This is a genomic window from Dickeya undicola (genome assembly GCF_000784735.1).
GTDB lineage: Bacteria > Pseudomonadota > Gammaproteobacteria > Enterobacterales > Enterobacteriaceae > Dickeya > Dickeya undicola.
The window spans coordinates 1-18,337 of sequence record NZ_JSYG01000024.1 but is presented as its reverse complement, the minus strand read 5'-3'; the positions used below and the strand labels follow the sequence as shown (position 1 = coordinate 18,337).

Below are 18,337 nucleotides of genomic sequence, written 5' to 3'. Positions count from 1 at the left end.
TTTTATGAATATTTAGCGCGTATATAGGGGCTGAGGAAACAGGGCAGTAATACTGTAAGCATACCCGCATTATCAGACAGTTCCTAATGAAGGTGAGCCAGTTAAAGGAGCCAAACACAGAAAAGCGATGCCTTTCGACATCGGCATTTCTGTGTTTTATTTAGCGTAATCGCGTGAAAAATTGCCCCGATGCATTTTCGGTTTTCCTTCTGCATCGGAAAAAGTTAGTGGTCAGATTTGAGGTCATAATGGAGTGACATCACATGTATCTTAATGACTCAAAAATCTGCAACATAAAAACCTCTGCTTAGGTGTCTACCCGGATAGCTACCATACAAGAAACATCCCTTCACACGGAGAGGGAATACCCCTGAACCCAAATTCCTTATAAAATTCTGGAACCGTTGCTATTAATGAAACAAATGAATATTTAGCCTGATCTTCCAGCCATGATTTCAGCCTAAACATTATTTCTCTTCCAATACCCTGTCGCTGGTATGCCGGATCAACAGCTACGTCAACAATCTCAAAATTAAGCGCTCCGTCCCCGACAATACGCCCCATCCCAATAACGATCTGTGCTTTGTTGATAACATACACTCCGTAACAACTCCGAGAGAGTGCAATTTTAGCAACAGACAGAGGACGTTCTTTAAGTCCTGCTATATACCTGAGTCGACAAAAATCCTCGACCGGAGGAACTGAATTAACAAATATATATTCAGGAAGCATTGTTGATAACTCCATTTCATATTGATATTGCGTCTCCTTTTATAATTCCTTCATATTGCAATAAAATGACAATAACTGCTCGATATTGTTTTTACTATTCCAATAACCTTAAAATAAACCTGTGTAATTAATTTATGAGTAATGACTTATTTAATATATTTTAATGAGTTGATTCATTTTGGTACATATGGTCTTATATTTTTTAATATTCTGCGCGAGAGCTGGGTCGCAACAATTATCTCAAGTTAAAACTGCATTTTATCATTTGTTTTTTATCTGCCTGATATGGGGTAAGCTGGGTGTGTATCTTGAAAAAATTAAGTAAATCAAATAACTTAAATTAAAAAATTAATAAAAGAAGTATTTATAATGGGTGTTTGTAATTTTATTTTAACGGAGGAGTTTAAATGTGTTTTTTGATTATGTTTTCTTGATATTAACCAGGCGGAAACAAAATTCATTTCTGTTTTTTTTTGGCAAAAAATGATGCTGATACATCATTAATAATGGGGGAATCACAAATTAACCAGTGCCAATAATTTCCATATCCACACTTGTATTTATCAATAATCATGATGAGAAAAACTAAGCCATTGGTTAACGACCCAACTTGTTTCTGTGAGTAAATAAATACCTTGCACTCTGCGATTTCGAAAAACCCCGAATCTGACCCAACCATAATAAGAAATTTCTGATTTCTTATCTCCTCCCAATATCGGTGCCAGGTTAAGTCACAGACCCAGACCTTTTTGATCTCTTCAGGGGGATATAACCCTGTATTCTAAATAGCGTCGCCAAATATCCCCAAGACCTGCATTATGATGAAAAGCGGCTTGCTATTGAGCAGGCTATGGCTCAGGGAGTGGCGGCGAACCCTGTGTTTTATCAGGATGAAGTCGATATCGACCTGAACCCGAAAATCGGTACCGACTGGATGCCCAAAGGGTAGCAGAAGCGTATCGCCACGCCGGGACAGAACCAGACATTATCTGGCTGGCGCTCTGCATTCGGGGACGGGCCGAGTCTCCTACGTTGGTGGTTGATAACTACATCATCTATAAAAACCACGACGTTGAGCAGTAATATGAGAAGCTGTTTAGCGCCGGGATGTATTACCTGGTAAATCGTAACGATCCATGTAAAAACTTTCTTCTGGTTCAATATCTGCTGGATTGTACAAAAGTAATTATGCGATACAGCCTGACAGGATAAAGGTTAACGGGAAGGATGTTGACTGAAGTTGCATTGGAAATACCCCGGCGTGAAACACGCCGGGGTGGGCGAGGATTACGCCAGATCGAAACGGTCGAGGTTCATCACTTTGGTCCAGGCGGCAACGAAGTCATGTACAAACTTCGCCTGCGCGTCGGTGCTGCCGTAAACTTCGGCCAGCGCACGCAGTTGCGAGTGGGAACCGAAGATCAGGTCGACACGGGTGCCGGTCCACTTCAGGTCGCCGCTCACGCGATCACGCCCTTCAAACACGCCTTCCGCGCCTGCCGCTGCTTTCCACGTCGTGCCCATGTCCAGCAGGTTCACGAAGAAGTCGTTGGTCAGCGCGCCAGGCTGTGTGGTGAATACGCCATGCGAGGCCTGGCCGACATTGGCACCCAGTACGCGCAACCCGCCTACCAGCACCGTCATTTCCGGCGCACTCAGCGTCAGCAATTGTGCTTTATCCACCAGCAACGCTTCGGCCGCTACGCTGTAATGGCCTTTCAGGTAGTTGCGGAAGCCATCGGCAATCGGTTCCAGCACCGCGAAAGACTCGACGTCGGTTTGTTCCTGCGAGGCATCCATCCGCCCTGGCGTGAAGGGCACGGTAACCGCGTGACCGGCGGCTTTTGCAGCCTGTTCCACCCCGACGGCACCCGCCAGCACAATCAGGTCAGCCAGTGACACTTGCTTGTTGCCAGACTGGGCGTGGTTGAACGCGTTCTGGATGTTTTCCAGCGTGCCCAGTACCTTCGCCAACTGATCCGGCTGGTTAACCGCCCAATCTTTCTGCGGCGCGAGACGAATACGTGCACCGTTGGCACCGCCGCGTTTGTCGGAACCACGGAAGGTAGACGCCGATGCCCAGGCCGTTGACACCAACTGGGAAACGCTCAGACCAGAAGCCTGGATTTTCGCTTTCAGGGTGGCGATATCCTGCTCGCTGACCAGCGCGTGATTTACCGCCGGGATCGGGTCTTGCCAGATCAACTCTTCGGCTGGAACGTCTGAACCGAGGTAGCGCGCACGCGGCCCCATGTCGCGGTGTGTCAGTTTGAACCAGGCGCGGGCGAACGCGTCGGCAAACTGGTCTGGATTCTCGTAGAATCGACGAGAAATCTTTTCATAATCGGGGTCGAAACGCAGCGACAGGTCAGTCGTCAGCATGGTCGGCACATGGCGTTTGGACGGGTCATGCGCGTCCGGCACTTCGCCTGCGCCCGCACCGCCTTTCGGTTGCCACTGATGGGCACCGGCCGGGCTTTTGGTCAGTTCCCACTCGTAGCCGAACAGGTTCTGGAAGAAGTAGTTGCTCCATTGGGTCGGCGTCTGCGTCCAGGTCACTTCCAGACCGCTGGAAATGGTGTCGCCGCCGTGGCCGCTGCCAAATGTGCTCTTCCAGCCCAGACCTTGCTCTTCAATACCGGCGGCTTCCGGTTCCGGGCCGACCTGCGCCGCATCGCCCGCGCCGTGGGTCTTGCCGAAGGTATGGCCGCCTGCGATCAACGCGACGGTTTCTTCATCGTTCATTGCCATGCGGCTGAAGGTTTCGCGGATGTCTTTAGCCGCAGCAACCGGGTCAGGGTTGCCGTTCGGGCCTTCCGGGTTGACGTAAATCAGGCCCATTTGCACCGCAGCCAGCGGGTTTTCCAGGTCGCGCTCGCCAGAATAGCGTTTGTCGCCGCCCAGCCAGGTGTTTTCGGAACCCCAGTACACATCTTCTTCCGGTTCCCACACATCCGGACGCCCACCGGCAAAACCGAAGGTTTTGAATCCCATCGATTCCAGCGCCACGTTACCGGTGAGGATCATCAGGTCGGCCCACGAAATTTTCTGGCCGTATTTTTGCTTAATTGGCCACAGCAGGCGGCGTGCTTTGTCGAGGTTGACGTTATCGGGCCAGCTGTTGAGCGGCGCGAAACGCTGCTGACCGGCTCCCGCACCGCCACGGCCGTCGCCGGTGCGGTAGGTGCCAGCGCTGTGCCAGGCCATACGAATAAACAACGGACCGTAGTGGCCGAAGTCCGCGGGCCACCAGTCCTGCGAGTCGGTCATCAGGGCATGAAGGTCTTTTTTAACCGCATCAAGGTCGAGGCTGTTAAACGCGTCGGCATAGTTGAAGCCCTTATCCAGCGGGTCGGACAGGGAAGAGTGCTGGTGCAGAATTTTCAGATTCAGTTGATTCGGCCACCAGTCCCGGTTGTCGGTGCCGCTACCGCTGGCGGTAACCGGCGTACTCTGGTGATGGAATGGGCATTTGCTTTCAGTTGTCATGCGTTCTCTACCTCATGCTCATGTGTCCCCATCAACCCGGCTAAACACACTGCCGGGTAGTGAGCTGTGGACAGGAAATTGCTCGTAATGCTGGCATTGGGTGCTGCGTCAGTGTCTAACGCAATAATTTGAATTTCACCTATTGGGATAGGTTCTTCGTGTCCTTCGGTTGAAACTCACTATCTATCTTAGTCAGCGTCGGGTCAGAGATGAAATCGAATTACATGAATATTGTGATAGATACTGACTATTTAATCGTGGAGATTAATAAGTAAAGCAGTTGTTATTGCGCGGTATGTAGCGATGTAACATCGCAAGTCGAGCAACCGAGAAACAGTGATGTATACCCGTCATACTTCACGTTGCAGGGGCGTTGGCTGCGTTACTCGGCCCGTTTCATGGGCCTCGCCCCTGCGGGGCCGCTGTCAGCAGCGTTCAAAACGCAAAACGTTTTGTCCTGCAACTCGAATTATTTTGGGTATAAAGGGCTTGTCGCTGATGCGGCGTATGCTTTTTCGGCAGTGTGTGTTTTCATCTGTATCTTTCATTTCAATGATTAATGAATTACGTAGGGATGTTTCCTGCTTCTGTATCGTTAAGCGATGTCATTTATAGTGCGACCACAGGATCAATCGATATTTTTACTTAAGGCAGAGTCTGTGGGTGCAGTGTGACAATCGTTCGTGATGATCGCACCGCGAGGCTCTGCCTGATTTTAGCGGGCGCGGTTTATGCTCAAAAGCCATTCTACCCGTGTGGGTGTGACCTATTTTCAGGGTCGTTTTGTTTTATTGTGTGTTGGTATCAGTGTCTGCCTGGTGCTGTTGATGGCCCGCGTCGGGTATTTGCAGGTAGTGGCAAGCCTGCAACTGGAGAAAGAAGCCAATCAGCGCTCTTTGCGTGAACTGGTCACGCAACCGTTGCGCGGCAGCATCACCGATCGCAACGGTCATCCATTGGCGGTCAGCGTGGCTTCCAATGATGTGGTGGCTGATCCTATCCATGTGCTGGAGAGCGACCCGACATTGGCCGCTGCGCAGTGGAGTGCGTTATCTACCGCGTTATCGCTGCCGCTTAGCGATATTAAAGACAAGATTCAGGAGAATGCGCACCGTCACTTTCTCTATATCGGACGCCAGGTTGAGGCGGGGATAGCTGACTACGTGCGCCAATTGCATATCAGTGGCATCTCGACCCCGGCGGACTCCAGCCGCTACTACCCGATGAGCGATGCGGTGTCCAACCTTATCGGCATCGTCGGGCTGGATGGGCAGGGGTTGGACGGCATTGAACGCAGTTTCAACAAGCTGTTGCTGGGCAAACCGGGACTGCGGGTTTACCGCAAAGATCGTTACGGCAACGTGGTCAGCCTGATGGCCGACGACCCGGCGCAGCAGGCACCGACGCTGACGCTGAGCATCGACAGCTATTTGCAGTTTGTCCTTTATTCACACCTGCGTGACGGTGTGCAACTGAATAAGGCCGATTCCGGGGCTGCGGTGTTGATTGACGTCAACACCGGGGAGATCCTCGGTATGGCTAGCTACCCGTCCTACAACCCTAATAATTACGAAGGCGAGCCACAGAAGAACATGAGGAATGTGGCGATATCGGACAGCTTCGAGCCGGGGTCGACCGTCAAACCGCTGGTGGTGATGGCGGGGCTGCAACGTCATCTGATCCGGCCGGATTCGGTTATCGACACCACGCCTTATCCGGTGAACGGACACCTGATCAAAGACGTCGGGCACTGGAGCCGACTGACCATCACCGGTATTTTGCAAAAATCCAGCGATATCGGGGTATCGCATATCGCACTGGCGATGCCCGCAAGCGTACTGGTCGATCTCTATCACCGCTTTGGGCTTGGTGTTGCCAGTGGACTGGGGATCGAGGGGGAAACCAGCGGCTATTTCCCGCTGCATCGTGAGCGGTGGTCCGACATTGAACGCGCGACCTTTTCATTCGGCTACGGGCTGCGTGTCACGCCGTTGCAGATTGCGCGCGAGTACGCCACGATTGGGTCATTCGGCGTCTTCCGCCCGGTTTCCATCACCAAAGTGACGCCGCCAGTGCTCGGCACTCGTGTCATCGATGAGGATGTGGCGCGGACGGTGGTGCATATGATGGAGAGCGATGCCCTGCCCGGCGGCAGCGGGGTAACGGCCGCCGTTCCTGGCTATCGTCTGGCGATTAAAACCGGTACGGCCGAGAAAATGGGGCCAGACGGTAAATACGACGGCGGTTACGTCAACTATACCGCAGGGGTGGCACCCGCCAGTCAGCCGCGGGTAGCGCTGGTGGTGATGATCAATCATCCCGATGCGGGCAAGCATTTCGGCGGGTCGGTCGCGGGCCCGGTCTTTGGCCATATTATGGGTGACGTGCTGCGCCATATGAATATTCCGCCAGACGCGCTCACCGAATAAGCGCCTATTGAGATAGGCGCTAGACCCTCGCCATTCGTTGCGTCGACAGCGGAGTGAACCGGTGTCGGCGCGTCTTGGCTTTCATGATCTACCTCAATGAAGTGTGATGTTTTTATAAAAGTTCATACGCGGGGCGGGTATGTATTTCTTTCAGGGTGTACTATCTCTGCGCATATACCCGTCATACTTCAAGTCGCAGGTGCGTTGGCTGCCCTCGCTCACCCCAGTCACTTACTTATGTAAGCTCCTGGGAATTCACTCGGTTGCCGCCTTCCTGCAACTCGAATTATTTAGGGTATAAAACGTGTTCCCCGCGTAGGGCGTCATTGAATATTGAATAACAGCGGAACGCAATCACAGACTTTTTCTGGGTGAGATTCACTTGTCGTAATAATAGGGCTGACTGTTGTGACACTATTAACGGATGATATTACGTGTGATGGTTTACTCAATGCAGTAAAGCATTACTGGAGCAAACGAGCGGAAGGATATAATGATGTTAATGTCGCGGAATTAACCGGCGGCAAACGCCTGTTATGGCAGAACGTTATTTTACATCACGCCCCGAAAAAACCGCTATTAACGATACTGGACGTTGGCACCGGGCCGGGTTTTTTCGCTGTCACATTGGCGATGGCGGGTCATCGCGTTACCGCGGTGGATGCAACGCCCGCCATGCTGGCGCAGGCTAAAAATAATGCCGATTATTATGGCGTTGACATCACATTAGCGACGGCGGATGTCCATACGCTGCCGTTTCCTGATAATCATTTCGACCTGTTGGTGACGCGCAATGTGACCTGGAATCTGAAACAGCCGCTGGCCGCCTATCAGGAGTGGTTGCGGGTATTAGCGCCCGGTGGCCGGTTGATTAATTTCGATGCCAACTGGTATGCGCATCTTTTTAATGCCGACGCGCGTGACGGCTATTTGCGTGATCGACAAAATGCTCGCCGCCTGAAGATGAATGACCACTATGCTAATACCAATACGATAGCGATGGAGAATATTGCCAGAACGCTACCGTTGAGCCGGGAAATACGCCCGGCGTGGGATCGTCATGCTTTGCTGTCGTGTGGGTTTAATCAGGTTTTCATTGATGAAAATATTGCTGAAAACCTATGGGATGACGAAGAGAAAATCAATTACGCGTCGACACCGATGTTTATGGTTGTTGCGGAAAAATAAAACGGCTATGCCCGTCGTAATTCAAGATGCAGGCACGTTGGCGTTTCTTATTTATTTTCAGAGTGAGGGTGATGTTTAGGATACGGCGAATCACGCTGCTGGCAGTAATATTGTGTCTGTTTTCGGTGTGCGCGGGTGCAGCGGAACATTCATTGGTGTATGCCAGCACCAAAGATATTCGTGACATTAATCCGCATGGTTATGCGGGCGAAATGGCCGCCCAGAATATGGTGTTTGAATCGCTGGTCATTAATACCTCCGAAGGGGTGAAACCCTGGCTGGCGGAAAGCTGGACAATATCTCCCGATGGCAAACACTATATTTTCACTCTACGTCACGGTGTTCGGTTTACCGATGGTGAGCTGTTGACGGCTGATGTCGTCAAACAGAACATTGAGGCGGTGCTGGACAATTATCAGCGCCATGCCTGGCTTGAACTGGTACAGCAGATCGATAAGGTCACCGTGCTGGACCGTTACCGCGTTGAGATCACACTTAAACATCCTTATTACCCAACGCTAATCGAACTGGGTCTGACCAGACCGTTCCGTTTTGTGTCGCCCCGAGCATTTATTGACGGTAAAACCAAAGACGGAATAACCGGTTATGTGGGAACCGGCCCCTGGGTGCTGGCGGAGCATAAACCCAATCAATACGCGCGGTTTGTCGCCAACGCCGGTTACTGGGGAACCCGGCCGCGCCTTGATAGCGTTGTGTGGCAGGTGATACCTGATCGGCAGTCCATGCTGATGGCGTTGCAAAAAGAAACAGTCCAGCTCATTTTCGGTGCCGACGGCGATATGCTGGATATGGACAGCTTCGCTGCGCTTCAGGCTTCGGGAAAATACCAGACGTTGATGAGCCAGCCGGTCGCCTCCCGCGCGCTGGTGCTGAATAGCGGTCGTCCCATTAGCGGGGATAAAGCGGTGCGTCAGGCGTTGCAGTACGCGATCGATAAAGCGGCGATCGCCAGCGGAATTATGGGCAATAGCGAGAGCGTTGCCGATACTCTGCTGTCCCGCCGTGTGCCTTATTGTGATATCGATTTGCCGGTGTATCGGTTTGATCCGCAGCAAACCGCAATATTGCTGGAAGCGGCTGGCTGGCATCTGGCGGCGGGAAAAACGGTGCGGGAAAAGCAGGGTAAGCCGCTGGCGCTGATGCTGTCTTATAACCGCAATAACGCGGCGGAAAGGGAGATTGCCGAGCTGATTCAGGATGACCTGAAGCGCGTCGGCGTACAGCTGACTATTCTGGGGGAGGAAAAGCAGGCTTTTCTGGACCGCCAGAAATCGGGCGATTTTGACCTGCAATATTCGTTGTCATGGGGAACGCCTTACGACCCGGCATCGTATATTTCGTCGTTCCGCATTCCCGCCCATGCGGATTATCAGGCGCAGAAGGGATTACCCCACAAGCCGGACATCGATAACCTGATTGGCGAAATATTGCTGACGCCAAATGAAAAACAGCGTCAGGAACGCTATGCACAATTATTCACCTTGCTGACCGATGAGGCGGTGTATATCCCGCTGACCTATTCAAGAACCAAAGCCATCTATTCGCCCCGGCTGAAAGGGGTGTCGTTTAACGCATCACAGTATGAGATTCCCTTTGAGAAAATGTTTTTCTGAAGGGCGGGGACCGGCGGAGGAGAAGGAAGCGGATGCGTGCTTATTTCATCAAGCGACTAATGATGACGGTGCCGCTGGCCGTGGTGATGTCGTTTCTGGCTTTTTCGCTGCTGAACCTGGCACCTTCCGACCCGGCTGAAGTGGCCTTGCGTGTGAACGAGATCGTGCCGACCGACGCGGCGGTGCAACTGATGCGTCATGAGTTAGGGCTGGATCGGCCTTTTCTCCAGCGTTATTTATTATGGCTTTGGCGGGTGTTGCACCTTGATTTCGGCACGTCGTTCATCACCCGGCAGCCGGTGTGGCATGAGTTTATGCAGGCGCTGCCCGCCACGCTGTATCTGGCCGCGGTGTCGCTGCTGATGATCGTCACGTTGTCGCTGACGTTGGGTATCACCTGCGCGGTAACCGAAAACACAATGTTCGATAACGTGGTTCGCTGCGTGGTTTTTCTGACGGTCGCCATCCCCAATTACTGGATTGGTTTGCTGTTGCTGTGGGGACTGGCGGTTCACATGGACCTGTTTCCCGTCGGTGGTATGCAGGAAGAACGGTCGGTCATTTTGCCGTCATGCACGTTGATGCTGGGGTACATCGGCACCTATATCCGCCTGATCAGGGGCAGTATGATCGGCAATTTGCAGCAAAACTACGTGTGGTACGCCAGAGCAAGAGGGCTGCCTGCGCCGCTGATTATCGTTAAGCACGTGCTGGTGAACTCGCTGCACGCCGCGTTGGTGGCGATAGGCATGAGCATTCCCAAACTCATTGCCGGTACGGTGGTGATCGAAAACATCTTTGCCTGGCCCGGCGTCGGCCGCTTGTGTCTTTCCGCTATCTTCAATCGTGACTATCCGATGATTCAAGCCTACATGTTGCTGATGGCGTTGCTGTTCCTGGGGTTTAACTTTTTGACCGACGTGTTGCAGGTCAGGCTTGACCCGCGCATCAGGGGAGAACGCTGATCATGGCGTGGAAGCGCGGAAAAAAAATAACGCAGGATCGACTGGCTTTGCTGTGTGGTCTGTTGCTGCTGACGGTGTTGATTTTCGGTGTCTTCGCGCCGTACATCGCTCCGCATGATCCGGCGTTGACGTCGGTCAGGCATAAGTATCAGGGTGCCAGCCTGCTCTATCCGCTCGGCACGGATAATCTGGGCCGCTGTGTGTTTTCACGTCTGGTCTTTGGCGTGAGAACCACGGTGTTTTATAGCCTGGCAGCCATGATGCTGACCGTGCTGGCCGGGGCCATCATCGGCCTGATCGCCGGTTACTGTAAAGGCAGAATCGACGGATTCTTAATGCGTGCGTGCGACGCCATGCTCTCTTTCCCCGGTGAGGTGATGATTTTCGCCATTGTGGGGATTATCGGGCCGGGGATGCAAAATATCCTTCTGGCGGTGGTGCTGGCGAAGTGGGCCTGGTATGCGCGGATGGTCAGAGGGATGACGCTACGGCACGGCAGTAAAAACTATGTCAATTACGTGCGTGTTATTGCCGCCCCTTCCGCCTATGTCATGCGCAGGCACTTATTACCGGCCGCCGCCGCCGACCTGGTTATTTTGGCTTCTGCGGATATTGGTAGCGTGATACTGATGATCTCCGCGCTCTCTTTTCTCGGGCTGGGTGCTCAGCCGCCGCTGCCGGAGTGGGGCAATATGCTCAGCGAGGCGAAAAACGTCATGCTGACCCACCCGACACAAATGTTGCCCGCAGGCATCGCCATTGCTGTGGTGGTTGCCGCCTGCCATGTGGTCGGCGATTTTTTGCGTGACGCGCTCGACCCCGCCGGGCATGTCAGCCGCGAAGACGCGATGAAGAGTCAGTCACAATGACGCCGCCGGTAGTGCTGGAGATAAACCGGCTTTCGGTTGCCGATACGCGAAAAAACCGCGTCTTACTCAACGATATTACCCTAACGTTGCATGAACGCTGCTGTACGGCGGTCGTGGGGGAGAGTGGGGGCGGAAAAAGCCTGTTATGCCGAAGCGTACTCGGCTTATTGCCGCCCTGGCTGCGCGTCAGTGGCGAAACGGTTTTCCGCGGTTGCGATTTGCAACAGCTCTCGTCCAAAACGTGGCTGACCATTCGCGGCAAACAGATAGCGCTGATCATGCAGGATGCCGTCAGCGCGTTTGATCCGCTGTATACGGTAGGCAACCATCTTGATGAAACCCTGAAGCAGCATACCGCGTTAACGCGCGCCCAGCGCCGGGCCCGAGCGAAAGCGATGCTGGAAAACGTCGGGCTGCGTGATGCGACCGAATTGCTGGCTAAATACCCCCATCAGCTGTCCGGCGGGATGCTGCAACGCGTGATGATCGCCATCGCGCTGGCATCGCAACCGGCGTTGATTATTGCGGATGAACCGACCAGCTCGCTTGACAGCATGACCCAGTATCACATCGTGCAGCAGTTTATCCACCTGCAAAAAAACAGCCATAGCACCATGCTGTTCGCCTCTCATGACCTGGCGCTGGTCAGGGCGCTGGCGCAGTATGTGGTGGTGATGAAAGACGGCCGGATCGTTGAGCAGGGGGAAACCGAACGGGTATTCACCCACCCCGAACAGGATTATACGCGCAGCCTGATTGATACCCGCAGACGCTTAAGTGCGGCGTTCCATCAGGTCATGGGGAAATGACGCATGTTGCTTGAGGTTCGGCAGGTTGAAAAACACTATTGGGAAAACCGCGGGTCGTTTTTCTCGAAAAGACAACGCACGGTGATAAAGAACGTCTCATTCTCGCTTGAGCACGGCGATTGTCTCGGCATTATCGGCGAAAGCGGCGGCGGAAAAAGTACGCTGGCCCGGCTGATTAGCGGGCTGGAGCGGCCCGACCGGGGGGAGATATTATTGGCGGGTGAACCGGTTTTTTGCCCCGAAAACAGAAGGCACCGCATGAGTGCCGTGTTTCAGGATTATACGTCGTCGATTAACCCGCTAATGACGGTGTATCAGGCGTTGTCCGAACCGCTGATGCTGCAGAAAACCCTCCGCCGGGCCGAGCGGGATCAGCGGATAATCGAATTATTGGCACTGGCCGGGTTATCGTCGGCATTCAGCGGGCGTTATGTCCATGAACTGTCGGGCGGCCAGATCCAGCGCGTCTGTATTTGCCGGGCGGTGGCGACACATCCACAACTGTTGATTCTGGATGAAGCCATCAGCGCGCTGGATGTGTCCTCACAAGTGCAGATTCTGGATCTGCTCATCGACCTGAAAAAGCGGTTTAACCTTTCCTGCCTGTTTATTACGCATGATATTCAGGCGGCGGCGTACCTGTGCAATAACGTGATTTTTTTCCGCGAGGGCGAAATCGTGGAAGCCTGCGCCGTTAACGATTTATCCACGGTTTCCCATCCATACTCACAATCGCTGCTGCAAGCCGTCATGACATTCCGCTAACACAGGATGGCGGGGGCACCCACATCGATTCAACTTCTCTACGCCAGCGCATCATCGCCCGCTATCACGGGTTTCGATATACCTCGTGGGTGCTGTGTTTTGTCAGGTTAATGGTGTGAATGAGAATTGATATTGACATTTTGTTGACTAGGCATTAATTTCTTTTTCAATTAATGCCTAGTCAGGTTTATGTGTCATGAACAACACCAGTTATAAAACGCTTTATCCGATTGGCTTGCTGATCCACCTGGCAAACCAGTTCAAAGATAACCTGCTGAATGACTATTTTGCTGACAGCGACATCACCGCGTCTCAATTCAAGGTCTTGATCAGTATCTATAAAGGCTTCACCAGCCCGGTGGATTTGAGCAAGAACGTAATGATGGATGGCGGCGCGCTCAGCCGCATGATTGAGCGGATGGTGAAGCGGGAACTGATTTTGCGGCAGCCTCATCCCTGTGACAAACGTCAGGTAATTCTGGCGCTGACCGAAAAAGGGCAGGCGATCTGCCAGCATTTCGAGCAGGAAGGGATGCACGTTGTGCTGGCGCAAACCACTGAACGCCTGACGCATCAGGATGTAGAGCAACTGATGCAACTGCTGACCAAAATGTTGCCGGATGACGTGATAGCGCGTTATGCCCCCCATTTAACCTATCCAAAATAATAAAGGTCACGACTTACATGGATACCACCTCCACGCCACCGGTGCCGCGCAACGGCCGCCGTAAACGTCAATTTGCCATCCTGCTGCTGGTGTTACTGCTGGCTGCGGCAGGCGGTGCTGCCTATTACCAGCTTTACCTGCGCTTTTACGAAACGACCGATAACGCCTATGTGAGCGGTAACCTGATTACGCTGACGCCGCAGGTCGGCGGCACCGTCACCCAGATCAGTGTGGACGACGGCGATTATGTGGAAAAAGGGCAGTTGCTGGTGCAACTCAGCCCAAGCGATACCCTCATCGCGTTGCAGCAATCGGAAGCGCAACTGGCTAGCGCCGTGCGCCAGGTGCGCGGCCTGTATAGCACCGTTGATAACTATCAGGCGCAGGTCGCGTCCAGACAGGTAGCGTTGCAACAGGCGATTGGCGACTATAACCGCCGCAAAGGGCTGGTGGCGAAAGGGGCGATTTCTGCTGAGGATCTGGCGCATTATCAGGATGCGGTCAACAGCGCCCGTACCGCGCTGGATGCGGCGGAACAAGCCCTGCGTACCAATCAGGCGATGGTGGATAACACCGTGCTGGACGACCATCCTGACATTAAAAACGCGGTGGCGGATTTGCGCAGTAAGTATCTGGACTGGGCGCGTAGCGCCATCGTCGCACCGGTCAGCGGCTATGTCGCCAAGCGTGCGGTGCAGGTTGGAATGCGCGTCAGCGCCGGTGCGACCCTGATGACAATCGTGCCGCTTGATCAGGTCTGGGTGGATGCCAATTTCAAGGAAAGCCAGATGCTGCAAATGCGGCTGGGGCAGCCGGTGACCCTGACGGCGGATATCTATGGTGACAAAACGGTATATCACGGCACCATCGAAAGCCTGGGTATCGGCACCGGCAGCGCGTTCTCCCTGCTACCGGCGCAGAACGCCAGCGGCAACTGGATTAAGATCGTCCAGCGTCTGCCGGTGCGTATCGCGCTGGACCCGGAAGGATTGAAGCAGCGGCCGTTGCGTATCGGCTTGTCGATGCTGGCTCGTGTGGATCTGCACAGCACTCAGGGCGAACTGCTGCCGGAGGCACCACACCGCGCACCACGCTATCGCACCGATGTGTACGACGAACCACTTCAGCAGGCCGATAAGCTGGTGGCGAAAATTCTTCACGACAACAGCCCGTCGTTGACGAACTCGCGTGGCTAAGGTGCCGGTGATGAACGATAAAGCCGCCTTTACACCGCCGAATCCGGGTCTGGCAACGCTGGCGATCTCGCTGGCGACCTTCATGCAGGTACTGGATTCCACCATCGCTAACGTGTCGTTGCCGACGATAGCCGGTAACCTCGGCGTCAGTTCGGATCAGAGCACGTGGGTAATTACGTCGTTCGCCGTGTGCAACGCCATCGCTCTGCCACTGACGGGTTGGCTGTCGCGCATCGTCGGTCAGCGGCGGTTGTTTATCGTTTCGGTGTTGTTGTTCAGCCTGGCCTCTTTTCTGTGCGGCTTCTCGCGCAGCATGACGGAACTGATCGTGTTCCGGGCCTTGCAGGGCTTTTTCGCCGGTCCGATGTACCCCATGTGTCAGACGTTGCTGCTGATGATTTTCCCACCATCGCGCCGCAACATGGCGCTGGCGTTACTGGCGATGGTGACCGTGGTGGGGCCGATTGTCGGGCCGATTACCGGCGGCTGGATCACCGACAATTATGCCTGGCCGTGGATTTTTTATATCAACGTACCGATTGGTCTGTTTGCTGCTGGGGTCGTGATGGTGCAACTGCGCGACTGGCAGGACTCGACGGTGCGCGCCCGTGTCGATTACGTCGGCATCGGCCTGCTGGTTCTCGGTGTCGGCCTGTTGCAGGTGGTGCTGGATAAAGGCAACGACCTGGACTGGTTTGCCTCCTCGGATATCGTCACGATGTCAGTGATTTCCGTCATCGCGCTGGTGTCTTTTGTGATTTGGGAACTGGGGGAACGTGAGCCTCTGGTCAACCTGCGGTTGTTTGCCGATCGGAATTTCACTATCGGCACACTGTCGCTGATGTTCGGCTACGCCGCGTTTTTCGCCATCAATGTGATTTTGCCCCAGTGGCTGCAAACCTGGATGGGATACACCTCGACCTGGGCAGGGCTGGCGGCCGCGCCGATGGGGATGTTGCCGATGTTACTCACACCGATTATCGGCCGCTATGGCAACCGGGTCGATTTGCGCCTGCTCGCTACGTTGTCGTTTGTGATTATGGGGTTGTCGTGCCTGATGCGCGCCCAGTTCACCATCGACGTCGACTTTATTACGGTGGCTGGCGTACAGCTGTTTATGGGGATTGGCGTGGCGTTTTTCTTTGTGCCGCTGACCTCCATTTTACTGTCGAGTCTGCACGGCAAGGATGTGGCGGAAGGTTCCGGACTGGCGACCTTTCTGCGTGTGTTGGGCGGCAGTTTTGCGTCGTCGCTCACCACCTGGATCTGGTCGCATCGCGAGATTTATCACCATGCGGTGCTGAGCGAAAGCGTCTCCGTCTACAACCCGGCGGCGGTGGATTACCTCAATCGAATGGGCGGTATCAGTCAGACCACGTTGGCACAGTTGGACAGAACCGTGCAACAGCAGGCGTGGATGGCATCCACCATTGATTATTTCCATCTACTGGGTTGGGGGTTTATGGGGCTGGTGGTGATCATCTGGTTCGCCAGGCCGCCGTTTACCAAAACAGGACCGGCTGCTGCCGGGCATTAGCCCGCGATGCGGTCGATGAGTGAAGTGATGCCGATGCCAGTGTGTGATCGGCGCGTATTTCAATGTTTCTGATGTCAGCCAGGGGGTTCAGCCATGATGTTATCAACGATGCCGTCCATGATGAGATTTACCGTCGATCTAATTGGCTGGATAGAGAACCATCTCGAAAGCCCGCTGATGATCAATGACGTCACCGCGAAGTCGGGCTACAGCAAATGGCATTTGCAGCGTATCTTCAAGAAGGAAACCGGTGTTTCGCTGGGGTCGTATATTCGCAGCCGACGGTTGAGCAGAGCAGCGGTCGAGTTAAAGCTGACCAATCAAACCATTCAGGACGTGGCGTTACGTTACTGTTTTGATTCCCAGCAGTCATTTACCCGTACCTTTAAAAAACATTTTGGGATGTCGCCTGGACATTATCGTAAAGACGTACGGTGGAATTTCTCCGGCCTGCAACCGTCATTAGACGCGAGCGTGGATTGGCTGCCGATTCCCGAAGTGGTGGATTTGCCCGCCAGACCGGCTAATACCTGCTTTTTTGAGCATACCCAAAGTATTGATGACTTTATTTCGGCAAGCGGTATTCCACAAAAAATAAAATTATGGGAGCAGACCCTCCGTCGATATGATGGTCAGGAAGGGGTTATTTATTCTTTTTCAACCTTTATTCCCGACGCGAACCGGGTTAATCGCCATGTGAGAATGGAATATCATATTAGCGCTGCCGAACCGTATCATCACGTTGACGCTGGTCATTATTCCACAGCGACATCGGCCGAAACGGAACGCTATTTGCGCTTTCTGTTTTCCGGGGATGTGGAGGGATATACATCGTTTCTGAAAACGATTTACCATCATATTTTACCCGGTCGGTCTTATACCCGGATGAACGGCTGCGATCTGGAAATCATCCGCTGTAGGAAAGATTCACAAGGCGGGATAGATAAAGATTACTTTGAAGTGGAATATTATGTTCCATTTGATCGAAACTAAACGGTAGCGGTAAAACAGAATCGCCCTTCGGCTCAGGTGATTTTCGGTTTTATCGGATGGTGCCTGACGGCGGTGACGGTATACTGCGTCGTAGTTTTCGACCCTAAAAGAGTAAGCGTGTTATGACATTAATCAAACGTGCAGTGAACATCGTAGGTGTGGCCGCCCTGATGACGGCAACGAGTTACGCTCAGGCGGCAGGCTGGCAGGACTCCCTTTCCAGCGCGGCCAGCCAGTTAAGCCAGAACGGTGCTTCGTCTGGCAACCTGAGTGGGCTGACCGGCTTGCTTAATGGCGAAACTCAGTCGCTGAGCGCGGGTAGCATGAACAATGCGGCGGGTATCCTGCAATATTGCCTGAAACAGAAGCTGGTTTCGGCAACCAATACCGACAATGTCAAAAACCAATTGCTGAGTAAACTGGGCCTGAGTTCTCAACAGGAACAGCAGAAGCAGACCGATTATATGCAAGGGTTGAGCGGCCTGCTGAATACCGGAGAGGGAAAACAGGTAAACCTGAGTACATTGGGCAGTACGCCGCTGGCGGAAAAAGTCAAAGCCAAGGCATGTGACATCGTATTAAAGCAAGGCGTGAAATTTATTTCCTGACGAAAATCCCGACCGGTGCGCGGTATGAGTGGCATCAGGTCGGGGTGATGGCAACACCTTATCCAGAATGCCTGAAACTGTTCAGTCATCCCTCATTCATGAGCCTTATTCATAACGCTATTCTGTTGTGCGTGATTATCATCAGGTTCAATCCCGGTAATATAGCGCCACGCATCTACGTTTATACCCTAAATAATTCGAGTTGCAGGTGTGTTGGCTACGTTACTCGGCCCATTTCATGGGCCTCGCCCCTTCGGGGCCGCTGCAAGCAGCGTTCAAATCGGCTTACGCCAATTTGTCATTCACCCGAATCACTTACCTGAGTAAGCTCATCGGGATTCACTCACTTGCCGCGTTACAAGGCTCACATGAGCCTTGCCCTGAAGGGCCAACGCTTCGCGTTGTTCAAAACGCAATACGTTTTGTCCTGCAACTCGAATTATTTTGGGTATATAC

General features: G+C 53.2%; 14 protein-coding genes and 1 pseudogene. 13 read left to right on the top strand and 2 right to left on the bottom strand.

Features of this window, described 5'->3' with window-relative positions; all coding sequences use genetic code 11:
* Nucleotides 1-327: 327 nt before the first annotated feature.
* Nucleotides 328-732, bottom strand: coding sequence for a GNAT family N-acetyltransferase (locus OB87_RS12200; protein WP_033569745.1), 405 nt, complete (start codon nt 730-732; stop codon nt 328-330).
* 805 nt (nt 733-1,537) lie between these two features.
* Between OB87_RS12200 and OB87_RS20380 the strand changes: the two are divergent.
* Nucleotides 1,538-1,769, top strand: a pseudogene (locus OB87_RS20380) (IS630 family transposase); the annotation flags it as partial.
* Nucleotides 1,770-2,019: 250 nt separating this feature from the next.
* Here the strand turns inward: OB87_RS20380 and katG are convergent.
* Nucleotides 2,020-4,221, bottom strand: a complete 2,202-nt coding sequence (katG, locus tag OB87_RS12185; RefSeq protein WP_033569703.1) for a catalase/peroxidase HPI — start codon at nt 4,219-4,221, stop codon at nt 2,020-2,022.
* Nucleotides 4,222-4,952: 731 nt separating this feature from the next.
* Here katG and ftsI point away from each other — a divergent pair.
* The 12 genes from ftsI to OB87_RS12125 all read left to right on the top strand — a co-directional run bounded on the left by ftsI (nt 4,953) and on the right by OB87_RS12125 (nt 17,881).
* Nucleotides 4,953-6,650 (top strand): peptidoglycan glycosyltransferase FtsI, encoded by a 1,698-nt coding sequence (gene ftsI / locus OB87_RS12180; protein WP_050515707.1) that lies wholly within the window; start codon nt 4,953-4,955, stop codon nt 6,648-6,650.
* 408 nt (nt 6,651-7,058) lie between these two features.
* Entirely contained in the window at nt 7,059-7,838 is a 780-nt protein-coding gene (locus OB87_RS12175; protein WP_033569702.1) for a class I SAM-dependent methyltransferase, read from the top strand.
* Nucleotides 7,839-7,909: 71 nt separating this feature from the next.
* Nucleotides 7,910-9,472: a nickel ABC transporter substrate-binding protein gene (nikA, locus tag OB87_RS12170; RefSeq protein WP_200884291.1), complete on the top strand. Its 1,563-nt coding sequence runs from the start codon at nt 7,910-7,912 to the stop codon at nt 9,470-9,472.
* A 32-nt stretch (nt 9,473-9,504) separates the two neighbouring features.
* Entirely contained in the window at nt 9,505-10,437 is a 933-nt protein-coding gene (gene opp1B, locus OB87_RS12165) for a nickel/cobalt ABC transporter permease (RefSeq protein WP_033569701.1), read from the top strand.
* A gap of 2 nt (nt 10,438-10,439) precedes the next feature.
* Nucleotides 10,440-11,306, top strand: a complete 867-nt coding sequence (opp1C, locus tag OB87_RS12160; RefSeq protein WP_033569700.1) for a nickel/cobalt ABC transporter permease — start codon at nt 10,440-10,442, stop codon at nt 11,304-11,306.
* Nucleotides 11,303-12,115: an ABC transporter ATP-binding protein gene (locus tag OB87_RS12155; RefSeq protein WP_033569699.1), complete on the top strand. Its 813-nt coding sequence runs from the start codon at nt 11,303-11,305 to the stop codon at nt 12,113-12,115. Before opp1C ends, OB87_RS12155 begins: the two co-directional genes overlap by 4 nt.
* A 3-nt stretch (nt 12,116-12,118) precedes the next feature.
* Nucleotides 12,119-12,880, top strand: a complete 762-nt coding sequence (locus OB87_RS12150) for an ABC transporter ATP-binding protein (RefSeq protein ID WP_152605892.1) — start codon at nt 12,119-12,121, stop codon at nt 12,878-12,880.
* A gap of 196 nt (nt 12,881-13,076) precedes the next feature.
* The gene (locus tag OB87_RS12145) at nt 13,077-13,547 is read left to right on the top strand and encodes a MarR family transcriptional regulator (protein ID WP_033569698.1); all 471 of its coding nucleotides are present in this window, start codon (nt 13,077-13,079) and stop codon (nt 13,545-13,547) included.
* 17 nt (nt 13,548-13,564) lie between these two features.
* On the top strand, nt 13,565-14,743 hold the full coding sequence (locus tag OB87_RS12140; RefSeq protein WP_033569697.1) for an efflux RND transporter periplasmic adaptor subunit: 1,179 nt from the start codon (nt 13,565-13,567) through the stop codon (nt 14,741-14,743).
* 10 nt (nt 14,744-14,753) lie between these two features.
* Nucleotides 14,754-16,280 carry a DHA2 family efflux MFS transporter permease subunit gene (locus tag OB87_RS12135; protein ID WP_033569696.1) on the top strand — a complete coding sequence of 509 codons (1,527 nt, stop codon included), beginning with the start codon at nt 14,754-14,756 and terminating at the stop codon, nt 16,278-16,280.
* A 93-nt stretch (nt 16,281-16,373) separates the two neighbouring features.
* On the top strand, nt 16,374-17,273 hold the full coding sequence (locus OB87_RS19475; RefSeq protein ID WP_050515706.1) for a helix-turn-helix domain-containing protein: 900 nt from the start codon (nt 16,374-16,376) through the stop codon (nt 17,271-17,273).
* Nucleotides 17,274-17,395: 122 nt separating this feature from the next.
* Nucleotides 17,396-17,881, top strand: coding sequence for a DUF2501 domain-containing protein (locus OB87_RS12125; RefSeq protein WP_033569695.1), 486 nt, complete (start codon nt 17,396-17,398; stop codon nt 17,879-17,881).
* The last annotated feature ends 456 nt before the right edge of the window (nt 17,882-18,337 follow it).

Coding starts and splice junctions, on each gene's coding strand:
- OB87_RS12155 (WP_033569699.1), top strand. CDS start 11,303: ATGACGCCGCCGGTAGTGCTGGAGATAAACCGGCTTTCGGTTGCCGAT.
- nikA (WP_200884291.1), top strand. CDS start 7,910: ATGTTTAGGATACGGCGAATCACGCTGCTGGCAGTAATATTGTGTCTG.
- OB87_RS12140 (WP_033569697.1), top strand. CDS start 13,565: ATGGATACCACCTCCACGCCACCGGTGCCGCGCAACGGCCGCCGTAAA.
- opp1B (WP_033569701.1), top strand. CDS start 9,505: ATGCGTGCTTATTTCATCAAGCGACTAATGATGACGGTGCCGCTGGCC.
- OB87_RS19475 (WP_050515706.1), top strand. CDS start 16,374: ATGATGTTATCAACGATGCCGTCCATGATGAGATTTACCGTCGATCTA.
- OB87_RS12200 (WP_033569745.1), bottom strand. CDS start 732: ATGCTTCCTGAATATATATTTGTTAATTCAGTTCCTCCGGTCGAGGAT.
- opp1C (WP_033569700.1), top strand. CDS start 10,440: ATGGCGTGGAAGCGCGGAAAAAAAATAACGCAGGATCGACTGGCTTTG.
- katG (WP_033569703.1), bottom strand. CDS start 4,221: ATGACAACTGAAAGCAAATGCCCATTCCATCACCAGAGTACGCCGGTT.
- OB87_RS12135 (WP_033569696.1), top strand. CDS start 14,754: ATGAACGATAAAGCCGCCTTTACACCGCCGAATCCGGGTCTGGCAACG.
- OB87_RS12125 (WP_033569695.1), top strand. CDS start 17,396: ATGACATTAATCAAACGTGCAGTGAACATCGTAGGTGTGGCCGCCCTG.
- OB87_RS12145 (WP_033569698.1), top strand. CDS start 13,077: ATGAACAACACCAGTTATAAAACGCTTTATCCGATTGGCTTGCTGATC.
- ftsI (WP_050515707.1), top strand. CDS start 4,953: ATGCTCAAAAGCCATTCTACCCGTGTGGGTGTGACCTATTTTCAGGGT.
- OB87_RS12150 (WP_152605892.1), top strand. CDS start 12,119: ATGTTGCTTGAGGTTCGGCAGGTTGAAAAACACTATTGGGAAAACCGC.